Below are 23,180 nucleotides of genomic sequence, written 5' to 3' on the forward strand. Positions count from 1 at the left end.
GTGACTCTCTATTGCGAAAGTCGGGCCAGCCTCTGTGCAGGTTGCAAGTCGTTGATTTCATTGGAAATCGCGCGTGGACCTGCATACTTGGTTTACAGTCTGCCGTCGGCAAATCGTCAACCGCAGGAACAGGTCGGCGGCAGGTTGGCAACCAGTTGGCGGCCCCTTTCATCCCCTTTCGTTTACAGATTCATCACCCATGCTGATCCACGCCGTTCTCGGGTTTGCGCTGCTGGAGACCCTGGTGCTGGCCGCCGTGCTGCTGGCCTTTGCCGACCGGGTGGCGGGGGCGCGGCTGCTGTCGGCTTTTTTGGTGGGGATCTCGGTGTGGATGGTGGGCAACGAGTTGCCCAACTGGCTGGGGCCCGAGACCGAGCGGGTGATGATGTTTTTGCTGTCTACAGCGCCGTTCACCTCGGTGCTGTTCTTTCATTTCTGCGTGGTGTTCTGCCGCGTAAACATCGGCCGCGCCGGGTTGGCTGCCGCTTACGCCCTGGGCGGGGGGGCCACGCTGGCGGCCATGGTGATGGTGCCGGGCCACATTGCGCAGCACCCCGACATCGGCTGGATTGCCGTGGCAGGCACGGTGGGCTGGGTGGCCAGCATGGCGTGGGTCGTTCTGGGCATTGGCGGGGTGTCGGTGCTGCTGCACGCGCTGCTGCGCGCGCGCAGGGAGGGCGACGGGCAGAAGTTTCGGCAGATTGCGGCCGTTACCGCGTCGTGCCTGTGGGGCATGTTGTGCCTGACGGGCTATGGCATTGCGGTGCTGGGCTGGCCGGTGTACCCGTTTCCGCTGCTGGGCCTGCCGCTGTATTCGCTGATTCTGGTGTACGGCATCTTGCGGTACGGCGTGTTTGTAGCCAACGCCTGGGCGCGCAGGGCGCTGGTGTGGGCGCTGTTGCTGGCGCTGGGGGCGGGGGTGGTGGCGCTGACGCCGCTGCTGCCGTTCGAGTCGCGCTGGCTGGGCGGGCTGGCGGTGGCGGCCAGCGTGCTGGCGCTGAACGGCCCGGTGCGGCGCATGGCCGAGCGGCTGGTGTACCCCGGCGGGCGCGTGTCCATTGCCGACCTGAGCGCCTGGCGCAGCGCGCTGCTGCCCGCCGAGACACTAGAGGCCCTGGCGCAGCAGGCCGCTGCACTGCTGAGCCACCGCATTGGCACCCAGGTAGAGGTGCACATTGGCGAGCCACCCCAGGCTGCCAGCAGCACCCCGCAATTGGTCTGCACACGCAGCAGCAACGGCGAAGTTGAAGGCTGGCACGCCACCCTGCAAGGCTGGGACGCCGCACCGCCCGGCCCGCGCCATGTGGCCGAGCTGTTTGGCACCGTGGTGGCCGAGGCCGCCGCCCGCGTGGAGCAGGCCCAACACGCCGCCGCGCGCGAGCGGGACCGCCAACTGCAGGCGCGCCTGGCCGAGCTGGGCACCCTGGCGGCCACGGTGGCGCACGACATCCGCAACCCGCTCAACATCATCTCCATGGCCGTGGCCGCCGCGCCGGGCGACACGCGGCGCGAGGTGGCCGAGCAGGTGGCCCGCATCTCCAACCTCACGCACGACCTGCTGGACTTTGCCAAGCCCTGGAAGCTGAGCCCAAGCACCATCGACCTGGCCACCCACGTGCGCAACGCCGCCCTGCGCCTGCCCGACGTGAGCCTGGGCGCGGGGCTGGACCAGCCCCTGCTGCTGCAGGCCGACCCGCGCCGGGTGGACCAGGTGCTGACGAACCTGTTTGAAAACGCCCGCATCGCCACGTCTGCCACCGACGACCCCGCCACGCCCAGCAAGGCCGCCACGCACAGCCATGTCCACATCGACGCGGAGTACACCGCAGATGCCGTGCTGCTGCATGTGTGCGATGCGGGCCCCGGCGTGCCGGTGGAGATCCGCAGCCGCCTGTTCGAGCCGTTTGCATCGCGCAGCCCGGGCGGCACCGGGCTGGGCCTGGCCATCGTGGCGCGCATCATGGCCGCGCACGGCGGGTCGGTGGTGCTGACCGAGCGCCCGCCGTGGAGCACGTGTTTCACGCTCCGTTTTCCGTTGACGACATCTTCATGACCGCCATGCCCAATCCCGCCACAGACATCGCGACTGGCATTGCGACCGACATCGCGACCGATATCGCGACGGACCACCCCGCACCAGAGCCTGCCGCAGCCGCCGAACCCCAGAACGGCCATGTGCTGCTGGTGGACGACGAGGCCGCCTTTCAGCGCCTGGGCGGCGCCTTTTTGCGCAACCTGGGCCACACCGTCACCCTGGCGGGCGATGGCGAGCAGGCGCTGGCAGCCTTTGCCAAGCAGCCGCCCGAGCTGGTGCTGCTGGACCTGGCCATGCCCCCACACATGGACCCGGAGATCGGGCTGGAGCTGATCCCGCGCTTTGCCCGTGTGCCCGTGGTGGTGCTGACCGGCCACGGCGACCATGCGCTGGCCCTGCGCGCCACCGAGCTGGGCGCGTGGGACTTTCTGACCAAGCCCATCGACCCCGACATGCTGCGGTTTGTGGTGGCGCGCGGCCTGCGCAAGGCGCGGCTGGATGCAGAGCTGGCCACCCTGCGTGCAGGCCAGGCGCTGGACGACCTGGGCATGGTGGGGCAGGCGGCGGCCACGGTGCAACTGCGCGCGCTGGTGCGCCGCGTGGCGCCCACGCATGTCAGCGTGCTGGTGCTGGGCCCCACGGGCACCGGCAAAGAGCTGGTGGCCCGCGCCTTGCACGCCTGCAGCGCACGCCGGGCAGAGCCGTTTGTGGCCATCCACTGCGGTGCGCTGTCGGCCGAGTTGCTGGAGAGTGAGCTTTTTGGGCACATGAAAGGCAGCTTTACCGGCGCCTACCGCGACCAGCCCGGCTTGGTGGAGGCCGCGCACGGCGGCACGCTGTTTCTGGACGAGGTGGGCGAAATGCCGCCACCCATGCAGGTCAAGCTACTGCGCTTTCTGCAAGAGGGTTCTTTTGTGCCCGTGGGTGGCCGCGTGCAAAAGCGTGCCGACACCCGCGTGGTGGCCGCCACCCACCGCGACCTGGAGGCCATGGTGCGCGAAGGCACCTTCCGCGAAGACCTGTTCTACCGCCTGAAGGGCGTGGTGCTGCGCACCCCATCACTGGCTGAGCGCCCCGCCGACATCCCGCTGCTGGCCACGCGCTTTTTGCACCGCGTGGCGCACCGTGCCAGCCTGTCGCCCAGCGCCCTGGCGTGGCTGATGGCGCGCGACTGGCCGGGCAACGTGCGCGAGTTGAAGGCCGTGGTGGAGTCTGCCGGGGCCTTGCTGATGCCCGACCAGCGCGAGGTGGATGCGGAGCTGCTGCAACTGGCGAGTGGCGACATGCCCGACCCGATGGCGCAGACCCAGCCAGACCCATCGCCCCCTGCAGGCAGCACCGGGCCTTTGGACGCTGCGCTGATGGAGCTGGAAGTGCGCATGGTGCGCGACACCCTGGCCGCAGCGGGCGGCAACCAGTCTGAAGCGGCGCGGCGGCTGGGGATTTCGCGGGTGGGGTTGATCAAGAAGCTGACGCGGTTGGGCTTGAAGTGATCCAAATGATCCGTCGCTGAGGCCGGTGGGTTGGCGATGACACCCCGTAAAAGGTGGCCGCGGATGCAGGCCTTAGCAAAAAGGAACCAAGGATATGTTTGACATAACCCCTCGCGGCCTTGTGCCGCGGATGTTGATTGCCCGCCGCGGCTCACCGGCGATTGGCCGTGCAGCCGGATTGCCCCCAGCGGGCCGTTGGGCCGTTCAACCACCGCGCACTGGCGCAAAAAGGCGGACTCTGGCCGCACCAGGGCCAGCCGTATGAGCCGCCCTGTGCCAACCCCCGTGCCGTCCAGCACAGACCAGATCAGGCTGCACGGCGTGGATGTGCTGTCAGACCACTGGTACACGCTGCGCAAGGTGACTTTTGACCTGCGCCGCCGCGACGGCGAGTGGCAGACGCTGAGCCGCGAAGCCTATGACCGAGGCAACGGTGCGGCACTGCTGTTGTTTGACCCGCACCGGCGCACCGTGATCCTCACGCGGCAGTTCAGGCTGCCCGCGTTTCTCAACGGCAGCGCCGACGGCATGCTGGTTGAGGCCTGCGCTGGCCTGCTGGATGGGGGCGACCCCGAAACCTGCATCCGCCGCGAAGCCGAGGAGGAAACCGGCTACCGCGTGCGCCAACCGCGCAAGGTGTTCGAGGCCTACATGAGCCCTGGCTCGGTGACGGAAAAGCTCCACTGCTTCATCGCCGAATACGAACCACAAGACCGCATCCGCACCGGCGGCGGGCTGGCCCATGAGGGTGAGGACATCGAAGTGATCGAGATGCCACTGGCCGAAGCCCTGGCGGGCATTGGCAGCGGCGTGATCGAGGACGGCAAGACGGTGATGCTGCTGCAGCATGTGGCGCTGATGCTGCAGGGCGCGGCGGGGTGCTGATCATGCACCGAAATGCTTCGTTTTTAATAGCATCAGACGCTTGTCTGATAAGCGCTACAAGGCATTTTAGCTTGATTGGCTACGTGCCCCAGCGTTGCCCCAAACCGTTCGGGCTGAGCTTGTCGAAGCCAGGGCGCTTTTCGCGAGCAGCCCTTCGACAGGGTCAGGGCGAACGGTCTATCCGGGGCCTGCACCTAATCAGGCATTTGTGTCTACTTGCTTGCTTGCAGGCAAGAGCGCTTGCCACGTGATCACGCTTTTTTCTTGATCAGCCCGTAGATCACCAGCAGCACGAAGGCGCCGATGATCGATGCGATCCAGCCGACGGGTGCGCCGGGCGCATACCAGCCCATGGCCACACCCACATAACGCGCCACCAGGGCGCCGGCCACGCCGAGAACGGTGGTCATGATCAGCCCCAATTTGTCGTCGCCCGGCTTCACGGCGCGCGCGATCAATCCGACGATGAAGCCAACAACGATGGTTCCGAGAATGGAAAGCATGGAATTCCTTTTTTGTGAAAGAGGTTCAGGCCGAGCAGGTGGCCCCGCCAGCGACTGTAATTCCTTTTCTGGCCGCGGTTTTCGATGCCCAATCCAGAGGTTTGGCCCTTGCCTGCGCGCAACGCTGACCCACTCCGCGGTAGGCGCGATAATGGGTGGCGCTATTGTTTCAGTAGCTATCAGCGCTTATGTATAAAGCGCTAGCGACCATTTTCGTTCCAAAATTCTTTCGACCCACCCTGTTCCTGCCATGCAAGCCCTGCTCGACGCTATCGCCACCATGCCGCTGCCCACTGACGCCAGGCGCGTCTTTCACGGACGGGGCGGGCTGCACCCGGGTTCTGAGCAGTGGTCGCTGGACGCGTACCCGCCGGTGTTTGTGTTGACCAGTTTTGCGCCCGCCACCGATGAAGATCTGGCCGCCATCGGCGCTGCTTTGGAGGCGCGCTGGGCGCTGATCGCACCGGCGGGCGAGCCGCTGAACTGGGTGTTCCAGCACCGGGGCGAGGCGCTGCGCATCGAAGGCCGTAGCGAAACGCGCCTGATGGCGGGCGCCGTGCCCGACCCGCATGTGGTGACCGAGGCGGGCGCGCGCTACCGCGTGCATGTGCTGCGCGGCCAGAACCACGGCCTGTTTCTGGACATGGCCGAGGGGCGGCGCTGGGTGCGGGATTTTGCCGAGGCGCGCCGCGGTGATCGCTATGGCCTCAAGGTGCTCAACCTGTTTGCCTACACCTGCGCGTTTTCGGTGGTGGCGCTGCGGGCGGGCGCCCGGCAGGTGGTCAACGTGGACATGAGCCACGGCGCCATCGGCGTGGGGCAGCAAAACCACCAGCTCAACGGCATCACCACGGGCGCAGCGTTTTTGCCGCACGACATTTTCAGCAGCTGGGGCAAGATCAACCGCAGCGGGCCGTATGGCCTGGTGGTGGTGGACCCACCCAGCTACCAGAAGGGCAGCTTTGTCGCCACCAAGGACTACGCCCGCCTGATGCGCCGCCTGCCCGACCTGCTGGCGCCCGGCGGCCACGCGCTGCTGTGCCTGAACGCGCCCGAGCTGGGCCTGGCGTTTTTGCAGGACAAGATGCGCGAACTGGCGCCCGAGCTGGCGTTCGTCGAGCGCGTGGCCAACTCGGCCGTGTTTGCCGATGTAGATGAAGAGCGGGCGCTGAAAGTGCTGGTGTACCGCGCGCCTTTGCTGGACGAGCCTGCTGCAATCAGCGGGTAAAAAACCAGCGGATAAATATCAGCGCGTAAAGAAGGCCAGCGGCGCCAGCACGAGCTGCGGGAACAGGACGAGCAGCAGCAGTACCGTCATCTGCGCCGCCAGGTAGGGCAGCACAGCACGTATCACTGGCTCCATCCGCTCTTTGGCCACGCCGCACACCACATTCAGCACGGTGCCCACGGGAGGGGTGATGAGGCCGATGGCGTTGTTCATGATGAACAGCACGCCAAAGTACACCGGGTCAATGCCCGCCATGCGCACCACGGGCATCAGCACGGGCACCAGGATGAGGATGGTGGGCGCAAAGTCCAGCGCGGTGCCCACCACAAACACAATGGCCATGATGGCGGCCATCAGCAGCACCGGGTTGCTGGCCAGCGGCTGCAGCATGTCGGCCACCACCATGGGGATGTTGGCCGCCGCAATCAGCCACGCCGATACCTGCGCGGCGGCGACGAGGAACATGACCACCGCCGACGTTTTGGCGGCTGTCAGCAGCAGGCCGTACAACTGTTTGATGCGCAGCTCGCGGTACACCACAAACCCAATGAACAGCGCGTAGAACACGGCCACCACGGCTGCCTCGGTGGGCGTGAAGTACCCCGCCTTGAGCCCGCCCACGATGAGCAGCGGCAGCATGAGCGCCCAAAACCCCGCCACGGTAGCCGACAGCCGCGCGCGCATGGGCATCTTGTCGCCGCGGGGCATGTGGTCGCGTTTGGCCTGGTACGCCCAGGTGGCCACCAGCGCCAGCGCCATCATCAGCCCGGGCACGATGCCCGCCATGAACAGTTTGGTGATGGAGATGTTGCCCACCACGCCCAGCATCACAAACCCGATGGACGGCGGAATGACGGGCGCGATGATGCCGCCCGATGCAATGAGGCCCGACGCCCGCGGGATGTCGTAGCCCGCCTTGCGCATCATGGGGATGAGCAGCGCAGCCACGGCGGCGGTGTCGGCAATGGCCGAGCCCGACAGCGACGCCATGATCACGCACGCAAAGATGGCGACATAGCCCAGGCCGCCCTTGAAGTGGCCCACCCAAGCACCTGCCACATTGACGATGCGCCGCGAGATGCCGCCCGCGTTCATCAGCTCGCCCGCCAGCACAAAAAACGGGATGGCGATGAGCGGAAAGCTGTCTGCCCCGGACAGCATGTTCTGCGCCATGATCTGCGCATCAAAGATGCCCATGTAGGCCATCATGGCCATGCTGCAGGTCATCAGCGCAAACGCAATCGGCACGCCCAGTGCCATGGCCGCCAGCAGCGACACCACAAAGATGGCAACGATCATGCGGCGCTTTCGTCGTGCACGGCCACAGCCGACAGTGCGGCGGCGCTGGTGCGGCCCAGCAGCAGCCGCACGATGTTGACCAGCGCCATGACGCCGATGGACGCGGCGCACAGGTAGGCCACCGAATAAGCGACCCCCAGCGATATGCCGGTGACCAGCCCGATGTTGGCCACGTTCAGCGCGTGCTGGCGCAGCATGCCCCACAAAAACACCGCGCAGCAGGCCAGCACCAGGCACTGGGCCAGCAGCACGGTAGCAAACAGCGCCTTGCCGCGCAGGCGGTGCACCAGCATGTCCATGCCCAGGTGCCCGCCCTCGCGCATGGCCACGATGGCGCCGAGGAAGGTCAGCCAGATGAACAGAAAGCGCGAAAGCTCTTCAGAGATGTTGATGCCCGAGTCAAACACGTGGCGCAGCACCACGTTGCCGAACACCATGACGCACATGGCGCCCAGGCACAGCACCAGAATGACCTCCAGCGCCTTGAAGTACCAGTCGATGAGACGTTTCAAACCAAGTTGGGGCATGTGTTTTGTGGGTAGTTAGGGGTGACCAACGGCCGAGGGCTGGCTGGCAGGGCTGCCAAACGTGAAGATCTTGCCGGGGTTCAGCAGGTTGTGCGGGTCCATGGCCTGCTTGATCTGGCGCATCACCGCCACAGCGGCCGGGCCCAGTTCATCGACCAGGAAACCCTGCTTGTGCAGGCCCACTCCATGTTCGCCGGTGCAGGTGCCGTCCATGGCCAAGGCGCGCTGTACCAGGCGGGCGTTCAGCGCCTCGGCGCCTTCGACCTCGGCAGGCACGCTGGCGTCCACCAGCATCTGCACATGAAAATTGCCGTCCCCCACATGGCCCACCATGGGCGCCAGGATGCCGGACTGCTGCAGGTCTTTCGCTGTCTGGGTCACGCAGTCGGCCAGACGGGACATGGGCACACACACGTCGGTGACAACAGATCGGCAGCCAGGGCGCAGCTGCAGCGCCGCAAAGTAGACGTTGTGGCGCGCCTCCCAGAGCCGCGTGCGCTCTTCGGGCGTGCCAGACCACTGGAACTGCGCGCCACCGCCGTCTTGCGCCAGGGCCTGCACCACGGCCACTTGCTCGCGCACGCCAGATTCGCTGCCGTGGAACTCAAAAAACAGGTGGGGCTGTTCGGGCAGCCCGGTCTTGCTGTAGTGGTTGAGCGCGCGGATGGCCATGCTGTCCACAAACTCGCAGCGGGCAATGGGCACGCCCAGCTGAATGGTCTGGGTCACCACGTCGACGGCAGAGTGGATGTCTGGGAACGCACAGACCGCCGCCATCACGCTTTCTGGCAGCGGGTACAGGCGCACGGTGGCTTGAACGATCACGCCCAGCGTGCCTTCAGAACCTATGAATAGTCGCGTCAGGTCGTAGCCTGCGGCGGACTTTTTGGCGCGGCGTGCTGTGGTGATGACCTCGCCGTCGGCCGTGACCACGGTCAGGTTCAACACGTTCTCGCGCATGGTGCCGTAGCGCACGGCGTTGGTGCCGCTGGCGCGGGTGGCACACATGCCGCCAATGGTGGCGTCCGCCCCCGGGTCGATGGGGAAGAACAGCCCTTCGTCACGCAGCGCCGCATTGAGCGCCTTGCGCGTGACCCCCGGCTGCACCGTGGCGCACTGGTCGTCGGCGTGGATGGCGATGACCTGGTCCATTTGCTGCAGATTCAGCGTCAGCCCGCCTTGGGTGGCCAGGGTGTGGCCTTCGAGTGACGAGCCCGCGCCGTAGGGCACCAGCGGCACGCGGTGCTGTTTGCACAGCCGCACGATGGCCACCACTTCGTCGGTGCTGCGGGCGTAGGCCACGGCATCGGGTGGCATGGCGGCAAAGATGGACTCATCTCGCCCATGGTGCGCGCACACCGAGGGGCTGGTGGACAGGCGCTGGCCCAGAAGCTGGCCAAGCGATTCCAGAAAGGCAGGCGGCAAAGGCAGGGGCAGGCGGGCGTTCATGGCAGTGGAGGATGTCGAAAAAGCAGCCGCGCGCAGGATGAAGGCTCACCCCGAGCGCGGCAGGTGGAACAAGCGTTGTGTCGCTGGGACTGGCGCTCGGACTATTTGGCGCGTGTCTTTGCGATTTCGGTGCGCACCAGGGTCATGAACTCAGGGCCGATCTTTTCGAGGTGCGGCGCAATCGCTGGGGGCACGCGGTCGCGGATCGCCTGCAGATCGGCTTCAGAGAACTGGGTCACCTGCACGCCCTTGTCCTTCATGCCCTGCAGGGCCGTGCCCGCCTCGGCGGCGGTGGACTTGCGTTGGAACTCCGTCGCCTTGCGGGCGGCGGCGTTCATCATCTTCTGCTCATCGGGCGTGAGGCTGTCCCAGAACTTCTTGGACACCGCAAAGATCAGCGGCGAATACACGTGGCCCGACAGCGTCATGTACTTTTGCACTTCATAAAACCGCTGGGTGTACATCAGCACCACCGGGTTCTCCTGCCCGTCAAACGCCTTGGTCTCCAGCGCTACGAACAGCTCGGACCACGGCAGGGGCGACGCATTGGCGCCAATCGCCTTGAAGGCGTCCAGCGTGAGCGGGTTGGGCTGCGTGCGCAGCTTCAGGCCCTTGAGGTCGTCGATCTTGTTGACCGGGCGGCGCGAGTTGGTGATGTGGCGAAACCCGTTCTCCCACCAGCCCAGCACGTGGATGCCCACGCCGTTGAGCTTGTTGTTGAGGTACTGGCCCACGGGGCCGTCGAACACCGCATGCGCCTCGGCCTCGGTGTTGAAGAGGAAGGGCACGTCCTGAAAGCCCAGCTCTTTGACCTGGCCGAGCAGCGCCAGCGCGCTGCCGGTATAGAACTCCTGCACACCGCCTTGCAGCGCGCCCAGCATCTGCGGGTCAGGGCCCAGCGCCTGGTTGGCGATGACGGCGATCTTCATCTTGCCGCCGGTTGCCTGGTCCATGTCGGCGGCGAATTGCTTGGCCGCCTGGCCCGCGGGGTGGGCGTCTGCCAGGCCATGGCCGAAGCGGGCGGTGCGCGCTTTCACGTCCTGCGCGTGGGCGGTGGTGGTGACCGCCAGCGTGGCAGCGGCGCCCAGAACGGCGGCGCAAAGAAAGCGGTGCAGTCGCGTGGTCTTCATCTTCATGATGTTGTCTCCTCTAGGGGTTGGGCTGGGGCCAGGGTTTGGGGGGCTGGGGCGGCGCTTTGCACCCGGTTGCGCAGCAGGCCGATGCGTTCGATTTCCACCTCGCAGATGTCACCGGGTTTCATGTACAGGCGCGGCTCGCGCGCATGACCGATACCTGCCGGGGTGCCCGCTACGATCAGGTCGCCCGCTTCGAGCGTGATGGCCTCGCTGATGGTGACGATGAGCGATTCGACGTCGAACACCATGTCGCTGGTGTTGGCGGACTGCACGGTCTGGCCGTTCAAGCGTGTTTCCAGCAGCAGGCCGCGGGCGCCGGGCGGCAGCTCGTCGGCGGTGACCATGCAGGGGCCAAAGGCGCCGGTGCCGTCAAAGTTTTTGCCCATTGTCCATTGCGGGGTCTTGAACTGGTATTCGCGCACGCTGCCGTCGTTGAACACCGAATAGCCCAGCACATGCGACAGCGCGTTGGCGCGGCTGATGCGGTAGCCGCCAGTGCCAATCACCACCACCAGCTCTCCTTCAAAGTCCAGCGAATCTGACAGCTCGGTGTGCAGCAAGGGCGCGTTGTGCGCGGTGACGCTGGAGTTGAAGCGCGCAAACAGCGTGGGGTAGGGCGGCTGCACAAAGCCGCTTTCGGCGGTGTGGTCGCGGTAGTTCAGGCCCACGCAGATGATCTTGGCGGGGTGGGCCACGGGTGCCAGGAACTGCACCGCGTCCAGGTCCGCCACTGGCTGCTGCGCCATGGCAAGGGCTGCGGCATCCAGCGCGGCGCGGCCCTGGCGGATCAGGTCATCCACGTCGCCCGGGTAGCCGGGCCGCCCCTCGGTGGTGCCGTGCCACGCTCCCGTGGTGGCATGGCAGACGGCCCAGCCCGCATGCCCGTGTGATTGAAAACGAACCAACTTCATCTGTTCTCCTGGTGTGGGGCGGCAGGGAGATGCCCCGGCTGCATGGATATATATTTGATCAAATAATCTATTATTCTTGTCTTGGTACATTCCCGCATAAAATCCAGATGCCATGCTGACCACCCTCCCCAAGCGCACCCAGGCCGAAACTGCCTGCGACCTGATCCGCACCGAAATCCTGGACGGCCGGTTGCCGCCGGGCGCCAAACTGAACATCAAGTCCCTGGAAGAGCGGTTTGAGCTGAGCCTGGGTGCCGTGCGCGAGGCACTGTCCCGCCTGGGGGCCGAGGGCATGGTGATTGGCGAGTCGCACCGCGGCTACCGCGTGGCGCCAGTCAGCAAAGACGAACTGCTGGACCTGACGCGCGCCCGGGTCGAAATGGAATGCCTGTGCCTGGGCCAGGCCATGCGGCACGGCGATGTGGAATGGGAGACGCGCATCGTGGCGGCCGCCCACCGCATGGAGCGGCTGCAGTCGCAAACCTCGGACATCGAAGCGCGCTCGGCCAAACCCTGGAACGACGCCCACGGCGAGTTCCACGAAGCGCTGGTCAGCGCCTGCCCCAACCAGTGGCTGCTGCGCATGCGCCACATGCTGTATGAGCAAAGCGAGCGTTACCGCCGCCTGTCGGTGCCGCTGAGCACCGACGAACGCGATGTGCGCGACGAGCACCGCCAGATCATGGATGCCGTGCTGCGCAAAGATCAGGCCAGCGCGTTTGCTGCGCTGGAGCAGCACCTGTTTGCCACGGCACAGATCATTCTGCGGTCGCCGTTGCTGCAGGCGGATTGAGGGCTTCCTGACGGTTCTGCGGGCTGCAGAGCAGGCAGCCGCCGCCATGGCGCGGCCACGCTTGCGCGCCATTCATCATTTGCATTGGCCTGGCTTGTGCTGCAGCATCCGTGCCGGTTGGCCGCGCAGATGAAGGCACCCTATACGCATTGGGAGGACGACATGGCACTGAAAGCCGCAGATTTCCATGCAGCAGCGGCCCCGGTGGTCGCCCGGATGAAAGCCAACAAGCTGGACCACAAGCACTACAGCGACACCCTGGACGCCGCAGGCCGCCAGTACGTGGACCTGGTGATGGAAGGCGGCGGTGTGTTGGGCATTGCCCTGGCGGGCTATATCTATCTGCTGGAGCAAGCCGGGTTGCGTTTTGCAGCGTTGGGCGGCGCGTCCGCAGGGTCGATCACCGCGCTGGTGCTGGCGGCGCTGGACGAGCCCAGTGCAGCCAAGGCCGACCGGTTGTTGGAGGTGGTGGCCAACATCCCCATGGCCAGCTTCATGGACGGCAAGGACGAACGCGACGACGACGCCCGTGACTTCATCAACACGATGCTGCAGCGTCCCGGCCTGGCCAAGGGGCTGTGGAAGGCGATGCAGATCCTGGACAACCTGGACGAGATGCAGGGCCTGAACCGGGGCGAGCGTTTTCATGCCTGGCTGATCGACGTGCTGGCCCAAAGCGGCATCCGCACCACCCGCGCACTGCGCCAGCGCATGGCGGCCACGCCCCTGGGCTGGCACCTGCGCCCCGGCAGTCTCCACGCCGCCTCGCAGCTGGATGGCCAGCCCACATTGCCGGCGCTCGACCCCACCAAGGACTACCTGTGCATCGTCACCGCCGACATTGCCACCGAGACCAAGGTCGAACTGCCCCGCATGGCCGCGCTGTACTGGGACGACGCTGGTGCGGTAAACCCGGCGGACTACGCACGCTGCTCCATGTCCATCCCCGTGTTCTTCCAGCCCTACCGGGTGCCACTCAAAATTCGGGACGACGCGCACCGCAAGCTGTGGTGCGAGCTGGCGGGTATGGACAACCGCGACATGGACCCCGCGCGCGTGCCAGCTTTTCCGCCGCCCGAGGCGTGTTTTATCGACGGCGGGGTGCTGTCCAACTTTCCGATTGACGCGTTTCACAACACCCGCAAGGTGCCCACGCGGCCCACGCTGGGCGTCAAGTTGCAGTGGGACGACCGCAGCCACACCATCACCAAGCTGACCAAGCTGGTGACCCAGACCTTCAACTCATCCCGCCATTGCCTGGACTACGAGTTCCTGCGCAAGAACCCAGATTTCAAACAACTGGTGGCCTACATCGACACCGCCGACCACGACTGGCTCGACTTTGAGATGAACGACCCGGGCAAGCTGGACCTGTTCACACGCGGCGCCGAAACCGCGCGGGCGTTTCTGGCGGGGTTTGACTGGAACAAATACAAGGAAACCCGCCAGCACCTGGTGGGCGCCTACGCGCAGGCGTGGCCAGACAAGTAGGCCCGGGGTTGTGCCTCGATGGTGTTTCAGCGAACCCGGTTCAGTACACACCCATTGCCAGCCCGGTGGCCAGCGCAGCGCCCAAGTCCTGGCATCGCTGCAGGTCCGCTTCACTGAGGTGTTTGGTCGCCCCAATGGCCTCGGGTGTCTGTGCATGCGTGCAAACAATCAAAGGCTCGGCCACGGGTTTAAGGCGCCATCCGGTGGCAATGCGTGCGATCTGCCGCGCAGCGTTCTGCCCGTCACTGCCCGCGCAGACCAGGCTGGCGTACGGGCGACCGTTGACCTGATCGAGCACGCCGTAGTAGCTGCGGTCAAAAAAGTCTTTCATCAGCCCGCTGATGGCGGCCAGGTTCTCGGGGGTGGCAAAAAGGTAGCCGTCTGCCGCCAGCACATCGGCAGCGTGCGCCTGGGGTGCGTGCAGCAGGCGCACGGTCAAATCCGGTTCAGCGGCAGTGGCCCCGACGCACGCCGACTCGGCCATCTGCCGGGTGCCGCCGGTCATGGAGTGGTAGACGATCAGCAGGGTTTTGGTGGCGGTCATGGGAACGAAGGAAACCGATGGGCGGTGGGTTTGCTTTGATTTTGATAGCTACTAGCGCTTTACCAATAAGCGCTAGAGGCCAAAAACACCTGATTATTTGCACGCCTTGGATTTACCCCAAACCGTTCGGGCTGAGCTTGTCGAAGCCAAGGCGCTTTTTGCGAACGACCGCTCGACAGGCTCAGGGCGAACGGTCTATCTGAGGCTGGTGCCTCATCAGGCAAAAAGACTAAAAATTTGGACGGCCCCCATTCTGGTTGCGCGGACTGTGCACAAGGCCCTCGGCGCGTTTACGGAGGTCCATTCCCGGGTGTCTCCCCACCCACACGGTCTGCGCCCGCACCCACTCCGACCCCAGCGCCCAGGGCCATGGCACCCATGCCGCCACCTCCACCCCCACCCGCGCGCCCACCTGCAGCACCTGCACCTCGCTCCGCGGCGCCAGCCCGTTTGCCCGCCGCGCCACCGCTGCTGCCGCCGGGCCGCAAAGGGCCCTGGTTGGGAATCGCCACGCTGGTGGCAATGGGCTCCAGGTCCAGCGCCGCGCGGATGAACTGGCGCAGGGACACCACCAGCTGCGCCACTTCTACGCTGCGCCCGGCCACCATTTCGTTGGCGGCCGTGGCGGCCAGTTGCACCTGCTCTTCGGTGCCCAGCAAGATCACGTCCGACAGCGCGGCCTCCACCGCGTCACGGATGCGGCGCTGGCGGTCTGAGCTGTTGGGGATGGAGAAGGGGGTGTCCGGGTCCACATCCATGGCATCGCCAGGGTCGATAGCGTCTGCAGCGCTGGCCGGTGTCACATCCAGCCCCGGCGCCGTGCGCTGGGCCGCAACGCGCAACTCCCGCATGTGTGTGGGGCTGACCTGCAGTTGCCCGGTGAACGACCCGCCCAGTGTTTTGTAGGCCGCAATCAGTGTCTTCAGGCGTTCGTTGATCTGTCGGTTTTCGCGCTCCCGGCGGCGCTGCATGGTCTGCATGAACACCAGCCGCACGCCCACCATGACAAGGGTTGCAACCAACAGCCCCATCACCGTGGAGAGCAAGGCGGGCCAGGAGCTTAAGTCGAGGATGTTGCGCATAGGTAGGAGGGAGAAGAGGAGGCGCGGGGCGGCGCCTGGGGCGTTGAGGTCAGCGGGTCATCATAGGTGGGGGGCGCGCGGGCCGCGGTAGGCGCACGCCGCGCGGTGGCCCGCGCACGGCAGCCGCCGGGCAGTGCCTCAACCCCCGTCCAGCAAAGCCACGATGCGATCCCAATGCGCGGCGTCCACCGGCGTGATGGACAGTCGGCTGCCTTTTTGCAGCACGCGCAGGTCCGCCAGTTCGGGCCGCTCCCGCAATTCAGCCAGCGGCATCAGCCGCGTCTTGCGCACGGCCTGCACGTCCAGCAGCAGCCAGCGGGGCGCGTCCGGCGGTGATTTGGGGTCGTGATACGGCGACTTCGGGTCAAATTGCGTGGGGTCAGCGCGTGTGCCGCTGGCCACGCGGGCTAAACCTGCAATGCCCGGCGCAGGGCAACTGGAGTGATAGAACAACACGCCATCGCCCACCTGCATGTCGTCGCGCATGAAGTTGCGGGCCTGGTAATTGCGTACACCCGTCCAGGGCACCGTGGCGTTGGGCGCAGCCAGCGTGTCGTCGATGGAGCATTCGTCGGGCTCGGACTTCATCAGCCAGTAGCGGGGTGTGGGGGAGGCGGGTATGGACATGGCGGCATTCTGGCAAAGACGGAGAAACGGCCGTTTTGGGGTTAGCACTAGCCGATAGGGAGGCCCTGCAGTAGTACACCTCTGTGGTTGTGGAGTTTCTGAGTCGTACCTGCGGTGGAGGGCCGTTTTTTTCTTATGTCATTTCACTTGAAGTCGCGCCCGACCCTCAAGATGCGCCTGAGCTGGGGCGTTGCTGCCGTCGTTCTGCTGGCAACCTTTGCCATTGCCACCATTGCGCTTCACCACGTTCGGCAGCAGCTTGAAAAATCCATTACGGACGACTTGTTTCAACGGTTGTCCGCCATATCGGACGCTATTGACCTCAAGTTTCAAAGCCGCCGCACCCTCCTCAAGACGCTGTCAGACAGTTTTGAGTCCGCACCGCCTGGCGTGCCAACGCAGTTGCAGGAATACATTGAAAAATTCCAGTCTCTGAAAGATTTATTCGACAATGTGTCGATTATTGATCCGGCGGGCAATGTGGTCGCCAATCTGAGTGGTGCTGTGGTATTTGGCGCAGTCAATGTGGCAGATCGTGAATATTTCACCGAATCGGTGAGGCTGGGTCAAGGGCTAATTTCACAGCCCTATAAAAATAGATTCAGCGGTTTGCCACAAGTCACAATGACGGAGCCGGTGTGGAATAAAGATGGGTCATTGCGCTACCTTCTTTATGGGGCCATCAACTTGAAGGATCAACGCTTTCTGGATGGTTTGCAGGGGGTGCAGTTTGGAAAAACAGGGTATTTGTTTATTTTGAATTCGCGTGGAATTATTATTGATTTACCGGATAAATCCAGAATCCTTCAGCATGTAGACGCGCAGGGCGGTGCGAATGTGGTCACTGCACGGGCCATTGCAGGGTATGAAGGCACCACCACAGGGGCAACAAGAGCAGGGGTTTTGGGGCTGTATGCCTTTAAAAGAACCCAAGAGACTGATTGGATTTTGGGCGCATTTTTTCCCGCATCGGAGGCGTTCGCCCCTGTGAATGCCATTGAAAAGAATGCCTGGTGGGGCGCATTGCTTTTATCTGTCATTGCGGGCCTGTTGGCGGCGGCAGTCATACGGCGGCAACTGCAGCCGCTCAGTGCGCTGCACGAGCGCATGCGAAACATTGATGCAACCAAAGATCTGAACCCACTCGTTTACCGCCCGGATGAAATTGGAGCGCTTGCCAAGACCTTTGACGAGTTGATGCGCAAGCAAAAAGCCACTGAGCTGCAAATACGCACCATCATCGACAACATACCGGCGCTGGTTTCGCATGTGGACCCCCAATATTGCTACACATTTATCAACGCCCGTGTGCGGGATGTGTACCCAGACAGCGGCGATTTGATTGGGCGCAGCGTGCAGTCCGTGCGGGGTGGTGAATTGTTTGCGCAGGTGGCGCCCCATCTGGCAAAGGCTTTGGCGGGCGAAAGTGTGGTGGTGGAAAGGCTGGGCAGCACCATGCGTGGAGAGGTTAAAAAAACTTACCAGGCCCACTATATTCCCGACATCGGGCCGGATGGCAAAGTCCAAGGTGTCTTTGCGATGAGTTTTGATACCACCGCACTCACCGCCGCACTGCATAAACAGGAAACCAGCCAACGCTTTCTGCGAACGATTACTGATAATACCCCTGCGTTGATCAGCTATTTTGACAGCAACCATCGAATCGCCTTTGCCAATGCGACTGTGGGTGCCTGGTTAGGCGTGCAGCCAGAGAAAATAATAGGGACCCATTTAAAAAATGTGATTGGGGCGGACCGATACTCTTACAGGGCGCCGATGATTGAATCTGCCATGGCAGGTAACCGTGTGGAGTTTGATGCAGAATTAAATTTTCAGGGCGAACAGAGATTTACGCGAACGATTTATGTGCCCGACATGGATCAAGATAATAGTGTTCGGGGTGTTTTTTCTTTGACCCTGGATGTCACTGAGTCGAAGGCGATAGAAAAAAAGCTGGAGCAGCTGGCGCGGCAGGATGGTTTGACCCGGCTCCCCAACCGAACGGCACTGCAAGAAGCCCTGCCCATGGCCATAGCGCGGTCGCAGAGAACCGGGGTGGCCATGGCCATCATGTTTCTGGACGTGGACTTTTTCAAACAAATCAATGATGAATACGGCCACGGTGTGGGAGACGGCGTTCTGATCGAGTTTGCAGACCGCCTGAAGAAAACGGTTCGCGTGACGGATTCTGTGTACCGGCTGGGCGGCGATGAGTTTGTGATCGTGATGGAGCACCTTGCGGATCGCAACGCTGCCGTTGGGGTGGCAGAAAAAATCGTGGATCTCATCCGTTCTGCGCGTTTTGACGAGACTTTGAGTCTGAGGGTGACCACCAGCATCGGCGTTTTGACCGGCGTTGCCAAAGACGACGCCGACGCCAAAGCGCTGCTCGAAAAAGCGGACGCCGCTTTGTATGTGGCCAAGGCATCGGGCCGGGACCGGTTTCATCTGGTGCTGATGCCAGGCGCCTCCGATGAACCCGGCTGAAAGGCCGGCTTGTATACCGTCCGTGCATTGAAAATGAATCAGAGAGGAGGGCGTTGACGTGGGAAAACCTGCGCAACGGTAAGAGCAGATGGAAAACCACAGAAGCAATCACGTGCCAACAGCGGATGCCAGCGCTGAGCCAGGCAAGAAAACCGGCAAACGGTCTGCAGGCACCTGGGTGCTTGCCCTGTTTGCGCTGCCGTTTGCCGGTGTCGGCATCGGCGCGTTGCTGCTGGCCGTGCTGCCCACGCTGTACGACTGGACACGCATGCAGTCCTGGCAGCCCGTGGACGCCACACTGGTGTCGGCCAAGCTGCACACCAGCCGCAGCAAAAACTCCAACACCTACCGCGTGACGGCCAGCTACCGGTTTCAGGTGGCGGGGCAGGAGGTGCATGGCAGCCGGGTGGCGATCAACGAAGGCGCGGACAACATCGGCGATTTCAATCAGCAGCTAGGCACGCGGCTGGAGCGCGCGCTGCGCGAGGGGAAGACGGTGCATGCCTGGGTCAACCCCTCGGATGTGTCGGATTCGGTGATTGACCGCAGCCTGCGCTGGGGCCTGGGGGTTTGGTTGGTGTTGGGGCTGGGGTTGGGGGGGGTGGGGGTGGGCCTGCTGGCCTATGTGTGGCACGCGCGCAAAAAGGACGCTGCGCGGCGCCCCGAAACCGGCGCAGAGCCCTGGCTGGCGCGGCCGGAGTGGGTACACAACCAGATCCGGTCGCACAAGCGCCTGGAGGTGTGGGTGGCCTGGGGTTTTGCCACGGTGTGGAACCTGCTGGCGCTGCCCGCGGCCATCGGTGGTGGGCCCAAGATGCTGCGCACCGAAAATTACGCGGCCCTGGGCGCGGTGTCGCTGTTTGTGCTGGTGGGCGTGGGCCTGCTGGTGTGGGCCGTGCGCGCCACGCTGGATGCGCGGCGCTATGGCGAGGTGCACCTGCAGCTGGACCCTTTTCCTGGCTCCATTGGCGGGCACTTTGGCGCCTCGATGCCGTTGGGCGTGCCCTACCAGGCCGGGTTGCACTTTGCCGTGACACTGAGCTGCGTGTTGCACTACCAAACGCGGTCTGCTGGCAAAAGCGGCTCCGAGTCGCGTGAAAACGTGGTGTGGCAGACCGATGGCGTGGCGCAGGTGGCGCCGCATGCGCAGGGCGTGGAGCTGAGCTTTCGGTTCAACGTGCCCAGCGGCCTGCCGCAGTCCCAAGAGGTAGACACCGAGTACCACGCATGGCGCGTGCACATTGAAAGCGCCGACCCGGCCCTGCCGTTTGCGCGCACCTTTGATGTACCGGTGTACGCCACGGGTGAAACGTCCGACACCTTGGCGGCAGACGCAGCGCAGCACCCCCGGGTGCAGCAGATGCGCGACGCACAGGTAGACGAAGTGAGCGACCTCACGCCCATCCCTGGCGGCGTGCGGTTGTATCTGCCCTACGCACGCCTGTGGCGCCAGAACCTGATTTGGCTGGGCATGGGCGGAGCCTTTCTCGGCTTTGGCGTGATGGCGGGCCGCATGGGCGCGCCAGCGCTGTTTCCAGTGGTGTTCGGCGGCGTGGGCGGCGCGATGCTGGTGTGGGGCTTTTATGCGCTGTGCAACAGCCTGCGCGTGCAACTGGACCGCGACGGCCTGCAGACCGAGCGCCGCTTGCTGGGCCTCAAGCTGGCCTGGCACCGCGTGCCCGCCCGTGACATTGCGCGTTTGGCCGTCAAGGAGAGTTATTCATCTCAGACAGGCACACGCCACCTGACCTTCTGCCGTGTGCAGGTGGAGCTGAAAAACGGCAAAAAAATTGCCATCGCTGACAGCCTGCGCGGGCGCGAGGCGGCCGATCAGTTGCTGGCGTCCATTGCTTCGGCAAGCGGCTATCGACGGTAGGTCCCGTTTTAGTACCAATCTTCCACCGCCGCAGCGCTTGGCTTTGCCTGCGAACCGGCCTGCGGATCGCGGGGCAGCACGCAGCGCAACCCCACTCCGCGTCCGCCCAGCCCGTCGATGAAGCCCAGGGTGCCGCCCATGCGCTGCACTACGCGCTGCACGATGGCCAGGCCCAGGCCGGTGCCAGGCTCGCTGGTGCCGGGGATGCGGTAGAAGCGCTCCCACACCCGGGTGCGGTGTTCGGGGGCGATGCCCCGGCCGTTGTCCTGCACCTGCAGCAGGACTTGGCCAGCGGTTGTTGTGCCCTCGCTGCCCAATGTCACTTCCACGGTGCCCCCCGCCACGCCGTAGCGGATCGCGTTGTCCACCAGGTTGTCGATGACGGAGCACAGGCCTTCGCGGTCCAGCCGGGCGGGCAAGTGCTCGGGAGCCGTCAGGCCCAGCTCGATACGTCTCGCCCGCGCAAGGGGCACCAGCAGGGCCACGCGGTTGCGCAGCAGGTCGGCTACGTCCAGCGTGTCGTTCACCGCAGGGGCGGCGGGCTGGGCGGCCGCGTCGGCGCGGGCCAGGGTCAGCAGCTGGGTGAGCAGGTGCGATGCGCGGGTGATGCCTTGTTGCAGCGCGTGGGCGGCATCGGCCCGCGCGGCGGAGTCGGGCTCGGTCAGCAGTTGGTGGGCCTGGGCGTTGATGGCGGCGAGGGGGGTGCGCAGTTCGTGCGCCGCATCGGCCAGAAAGCGCCGTTCGGCCTCCAGCCGCTGGGCTTCGTGGGCGAGCAGGGCGTTCAGCTCTTGGATCACGGGCGCGGTTTCGGCATAAAGCCGATCCACCTGTACCGGCGCCAGGTCGCCCGCGCGGCGGCGCGAGATGCGTTGGGCCAATTGCCGCAGCGGCGCAAGCCCGCTGCGTACCGTGACCCACACCACCAACCCGTGCCACAGGAACACGCCGAGCTGGCTTTTGAGCACCAGCCACAACACCGGCAACAGCGCCCCCAGCTGTACCGCGCCAGGCTCGGCCACCTGCACAGTCACGCTGCCGTCGCTGGATGGTTGAGTGTGCACGTGCCAGGGCGGGTTGCCCGGCGAGGTCGGGGCGGATTCCGTGGCGGTCTTCGGCCAGGGCACGTTTTCGCTGCTGCGGTACAGCACCTGGCCCTGCGGGTCCAATACTTGGGTGTGGGTTTGGCCGACAACGCCGAGCACGTCGCGGTCGGTGATGCGCGCCAAGGCCCCCTGCGCGGTCTGCATGCGGGCGGGCAGTGTGGCCTCGGGCCCACTGGCAGCTTCGGCCAGGATGCGGGCACTGTCGCGCAGTCGGGTGTCGATCTCTTCGGGGCTGCGCTCCAGCGCCACCCAGGTCATCACCGAGGCCAGGGCCAGCCAGGCCACCAACAGCGCCAGCGCCTGCCAGGCAATCAGGCGGCGGATCAGCGAGGGCGGGCGAGGGGCGTGGAGGGTAGTGTGTGGTGCGGCAGGGCTCATGGTGCAGGGGCCGTGGCCGGGGCCTCAAGGACGTAGCCCACGCCGCGCACGGTGCTGATGAGGTGGTTGCCCAACTTGCGCCGCAGTTTGTAAACATGCACGTCGGTGGCGTTGCTGTCCAGCGTGTCGGCCGGGCTGGAGCTGGCCTCTATCTGTGCGCGGGTGAGCACGCGTCCCGGTTCTTCGGCCAGGGCACGCAGAATGTCGTACTCGCGTGCGGAAAGGTGCACATCCTGCCCGTGCAGCAGCACCCTGCGCCGCGCGGTGTGGATGCAGATGGGGCCGATCTGCCACACGCTGCTGGTCTGCCCCGTGTGGCGCCGCAGCAGCGCCCGGACGCGCGACAACAGCTCTTCGATGGCAAACGGCTTGCCCAGGTAGTCGTCCGCCCCGGCGTCCAACCCCAGCACGCGTTCGCCCACGCTGTCGCGCGCGGTGAGCAGCATCACCGGTGTAGTCTGTCCCAGTGCGCGCAGCCAGGCCAGCAAATCCAGCCCCGTCTCGTCGGGCAGACCGATATCCAGCAGCACCAGGGAAAAGGGCTGCTCTTGCAAAAACCGGCGTGCATCCGCGCAGGTGCGCAGCCACACCACAGGGTGGCCCGCCACGGTGAGCACGCGCTGCAGCGAGTTGCCCAGGGGGAGATCGTCTTCCACGAGAAGGATGCTAGCCATGCGACGGTCGAGTTGTGAAGTGGGGGATGCTGGCGGCGATTCTAGGAGCGGGTTGTGCCGCCCAGTGGAGGCCAACGAAGCAGGTGTTCATGAAAGCTTCATCTGGCGCGCAGCGGCACGGAGGCACTTCATCTGCGCTTCATGCAGGTCTTTGCAGACTACGGGCTTCTTCATTTCTGACTATCGGGGCCCCTATGAACGTGCAAACCGCCATCACCTTGTTTACGCCGCGCAATCTGCTGTGCGCCCTGTTCATGTCAGCCCTGTCGGCCTGCGGCGGCAGCTCGGACGATGGGCACGTGGTTACCGTGGACGGCATCAGCATGGACAAAACCATCGATAAGACCGGCCCCTACGATCTGGAAGTGACGGGCGCGCGCAACGAAGTGACGGTCTCTGCGGGCAACACCGTGCTGCGACTGAGCGTGGCGGGCCTTAACAACCGCATTTATGTCCTCAAGACCGCCACAGTGGAGCGCATCGATTTGGACGGTAGCGGCAACACTGTCTATGTGCCTGTGGGTTTCAAATCACGCATCTCGCGCAATGGCAACAACAACGATGTGATCGAACGATGAGGCATTGAAGCCGGTGCGCAAGAAGGGGGCAGGTTCTGCCACCAAGTAATCTGCGCAGAAATCGCTTTTTCGCTGGGGGTA

General features: G+C 64.7%; 20 protein-coding genes. 9 read left to right on the forward strand and 11 right to left on the reverse strand.

All coding sequences use genetic code 11. The annotated features are described in order from the left end of the window. Window positions 1–199 precede the first annotated feature (199 nt). From ACK41V_RS00075 to ACK41V_RS00085, 3 genes are all read left to right on the forward strand, one after another. Entirely contained in the window at window positions 200–2,053 is a 1,854-nt protein-coding gene (locus ACK41V_RS00075; RefSeq protein WP_409776031.1) for an ATP-binding protein, read from the forward strand. Then, complete coding sequence (locus ACK41V_RS00080) at window positions 2,005–3,528, forward strand: sigma-54-dependent transcriptional regulator (protein ID WP_409776034.1); 1,524 nt, start codon at window positions 2,005–2,007, stop codon at window positions 3,526–3,528. The genes ACK41V_RS00075 and ACK41V_RS00080 overlap by 49 nt, the downstream gene beginning before the upstream one ends. Window positions 3,529–3,789: 261 nt before the next feature. Beyond that, window positions 3,790–4,413, forward strand: coding sequence for an NUDIX domain-containing protein (locus tag ACK41V_RS00085; protein WP_409776037.1), 624 nt, complete (start codon window positions 3,790–3,792; stop codon window positions 4,411–4,413). Between the two features lie 251 nt (window positions 4,414–4,664). On the opposite strand, the gene ACK41V_RS00090 is transcribed toward ACK41V_RS00085, so the two are convergent. Continuing rightward, window positions 4,665–4,916: a GlsB/YeaQ/YmgE family stress response membrane protein gene (locus ACK41V_RS00090; RefSeq protein WP_409776040.1), complete on the reverse strand. Its 252-nt coding sequence runs from the start codon at window positions 4,914–4,916 to the stop codon at window positions 4,665–4,667. Between the two features lie 250 nt (window positions 4,917–5,166). On the opposite strand from ACK41V_RS00090, the gene ACK41V_RS00095 reads away from it, so the two are divergent. Next, window positions 5,167–6,144, forward strand: coding sequence for a class I SAM-dependent methyltransferase (locus tag ACK41V_RS00095; protein ID WP_409776042.1), 978 nt, complete (start codon window positions 5,167–5,169; stop codon window positions 6,142–6,144). A gap of 18 nt (window positions 6,145–6,162) precedes the next feature. Here ACK41V_RS00095 and ACK41V_RS00100 read toward each other — a convergent pair whose 3' ends face one another. From ACK41V_RS00100 to ACK41V_RS00120, 5 genes are all read right to left on the reverse strand, one after another. Next, window positions 6,163–7,443, reverse strand: a complete 1,281-nt coding sequence (locus ACK41V_RS00100) for a TRAP transporter large permease (protein WP_409776046.1) — start codon at window positions 7,441–7,443, stop codon at window positions 6,163–6,165. Further along, the gene (locus ACK41V_RS00105) at window positions 7,440–7,970 is read right to left on the reverse strand and encodes a TRAP transporter small permease (RefSeq protein WP_409776049.1); all 531 of its coding nucleotides are present in this window, start codon (window positions 7,968–7,970) and stop codon (window positions 7,440–7,442) included. The genes ACK41V_RS00100 and ACK41V_RS00105 overlap by 4 nt, the downstream gene beginning before the upstream one ends. Before the next feature lie 15 nt (window positions 7,971–7,985). After that, window positions 7,986–9,419 carry an FAD-binding oxidoreductase gene (locus tag ACK41V_RS00110; protein ID WP_409776052.1) on the reverse strand — a complete coding sequence of 478 codons (1,434 nt, stop codon included), beginning with the start codon at window positions 9,417–9,419 and terminating at the stop codon, window positions 7,986–7,988. A 101-nt stretch (window positions 9,420–9,520) separates the two neighbouring features. Beyond that, window positions 9,521–10,555 carry a TRAP transporter substrate-binding protein gene (locus tag ACK41V_RS00115; RefSeq protein ID WP_409776055.1) on the reverse strand — a complete coding sequence of 345 codons (1,035 nt, stop codon included), beginning with the start codon at window positions 10,553–10,555 and terminating at the stop codon, window positions 9,521–9,523. After that, window positions 10,552–11,466, reverse strand: a complete 915-nt coding sequence (locus ACK41V_RS00120) for a fumarylacetoacetate hydrolase family protein (protein ID WP_409776058.1) — start codon at window positions 11,464–11,466, stop codon at window positions 10,552–10,554. The genes ACK41V_RS00115 and ACK41V_RS00120 overlap by 4 nt, the downstream gene beginning before the upstream one ends. A gap of 112 nt (window positions 11,467–11,578) precedes the next feature. Here ACK41V_RS00120 and ACK41V_RS00125 point away from each other — a divergent pair, with 112 nt between their 5' ends. Then, window positions 11,579–12,259 carry a GntR family transcriptional regulator gene (locus ACK41V_RS00125; RefSeq protein ID WP_409776061.1) on the forward strand — a complete coding sequence of 227 codons (681 nt, stop codon included), beginning with the start codon at window positions 11,579–11,581 and terminating at the stop codon, window positions 12,257–12,259. Window positions 12,260–12,421: 162 nt separating this feature from the next. Next, window positions 12,422–13,750, forward strand: coding sequence for a patatin-like phospholipase family protein (locus ACK41V_RS00130; protein ID WP_409776064.1), 1,329 nt, complete (start codon window positions 12,422–12,424; stop codon window positions 13,748–13,750). Between the two features lie 40 nt (window positions 13,751–13,790). Here the strand turns inward: ACK41V_RS00130 and ACK41V_RS00135 are convergent, their stop codons facing one another. The 3 genes from ACK41V_RS00135 to ACK41V_RS00145 all read right to left on the reverse strand — a co-directional run bounded on the left by ACK41V_RS00135 (window position 13,791) and on the right by ACK41V_RS00145 (window position 16,003). After that, window positions 13,791–14,294: a flavodoxin family protein gene (locus tag ACK41V_RS00135; RefSeq protein ID WP_409776066.1), complete on the reverse strand. Its 504-nt coding sequence runs from the start codon at window positions 14,292–14,294 to the stop codon at window positions 13,791–13,793. A gap of 290 nt (window positions 14,295–14,584) precedes the next feature. Further along, window positions 14,585–15,376 carry a hypothetical protein gene (locus ACK41V_RS00140; protein ID WP_409776069.1) on the reverse strand — a complete coding sequence of 264 codons (792 nt, stop codon included), beginning with the start codon at window positions 15,374–15,376 and terminating at the stop codon, window positions 14,585–14,587. 138 nt (window positions 15,377–15,514) lie between these two features. Further along, window positions 15,515–16,003: an EVE domain-containing protein gene (locus ACK41V_RS00145; RefSeq protein ID WP_409776072.1), complete on the reverse strand. Its 489-nt coding sequence runs from the start codon at window positions 16,001–16,003 to the stop codon at window positions 15,515–15,517. 135 nt (window positions 16,004–16,138) lie between these two features. Here ACK41V_RS00145 and ACK41V_RS00150 point away from each other — a divergent pair, with 135 nt between their 5' ends. Both ACK41V_RS00150 and ACK41V_RS00155 read left to right on the forward strand, forming a co-directional pair. Then, window positions 16,139–18,490 (forward strand): diguanylate cyclase, encoded by a 2,352-nt coding sequence (locus ACK41V_RS00150; RefSeq protein ID WP_409776075.1) that lies wholly within the window; start codon window positions 16,139–16,141, stop codon window positions 18,488–18,490. A gap of 112 nt (window positions 18,491–18,602) precedes the next feature. Beyond that, entirely contained in the window at window positions 18,603–20,366 is a 1,764-nt protein-coding gene (locus tag ACK41V_RS00155) for a DUF3592 domain-containing protein (protein WP_409776078.1), read from the forward strand. Between the two features lie 8 nt (window positions 20,367–20,374). On the opposite strand, the gene ACK41V_RS00160 is transcribed toward ACK41V_RS00155, so the two are convergent. After that, window positions 20,375–21,847, reverse strand: a complete 1,473-nt coding sequence (locus ACK41V_RS00160) for a sensor histidine kinase (RefSeq protein WP_409776081.1) — start codon at window positions 21,845–21,847, stop codon at window positions 20,375–20,377. Next, window positions 21,844–22,521 (reverse strand): response regulator transcription factor, encoded by a 678-nt coding sequence (locus ACK41V_RS00165; RefSeq protein ID WP_409776084.1) that lies wholly within the window; start codon window positions 22,519–22,521, stop codon window positions 21,844–21,846. Before ACK41V_RS00165 ends, ACK41V_RS00160 begins: the two co-directional genes overlap by 4 nt. Before the next feature lie 194 nt (window positions 22,522–22,715). Here ACK41V_RS00165 and ACK41V_RS00170 point away from each other — a divergent pair, with 194 nt between their 5' ends. Further along, entirely contained in the window at window positions 22,716–23,099 is a 384-nt protein-coding gene (locus ACK41V_RS00170; protein WP_409776087.1) for a hypothetical protein, read from the forward strand. Window positions 23,100–23,180: the final 81 nt, after the last annotated feature.

Origin of the sequence: Acidovorax sp. (assembly GCF_046291265.1) — a bacterium.
In the GTDB taxonomy this organism is placed as follows: Bacteria; Pseudomonadota; Gammaproteobacteria; order Burkholderiales; family Burkholderiaceae_C; genus Acidovorax.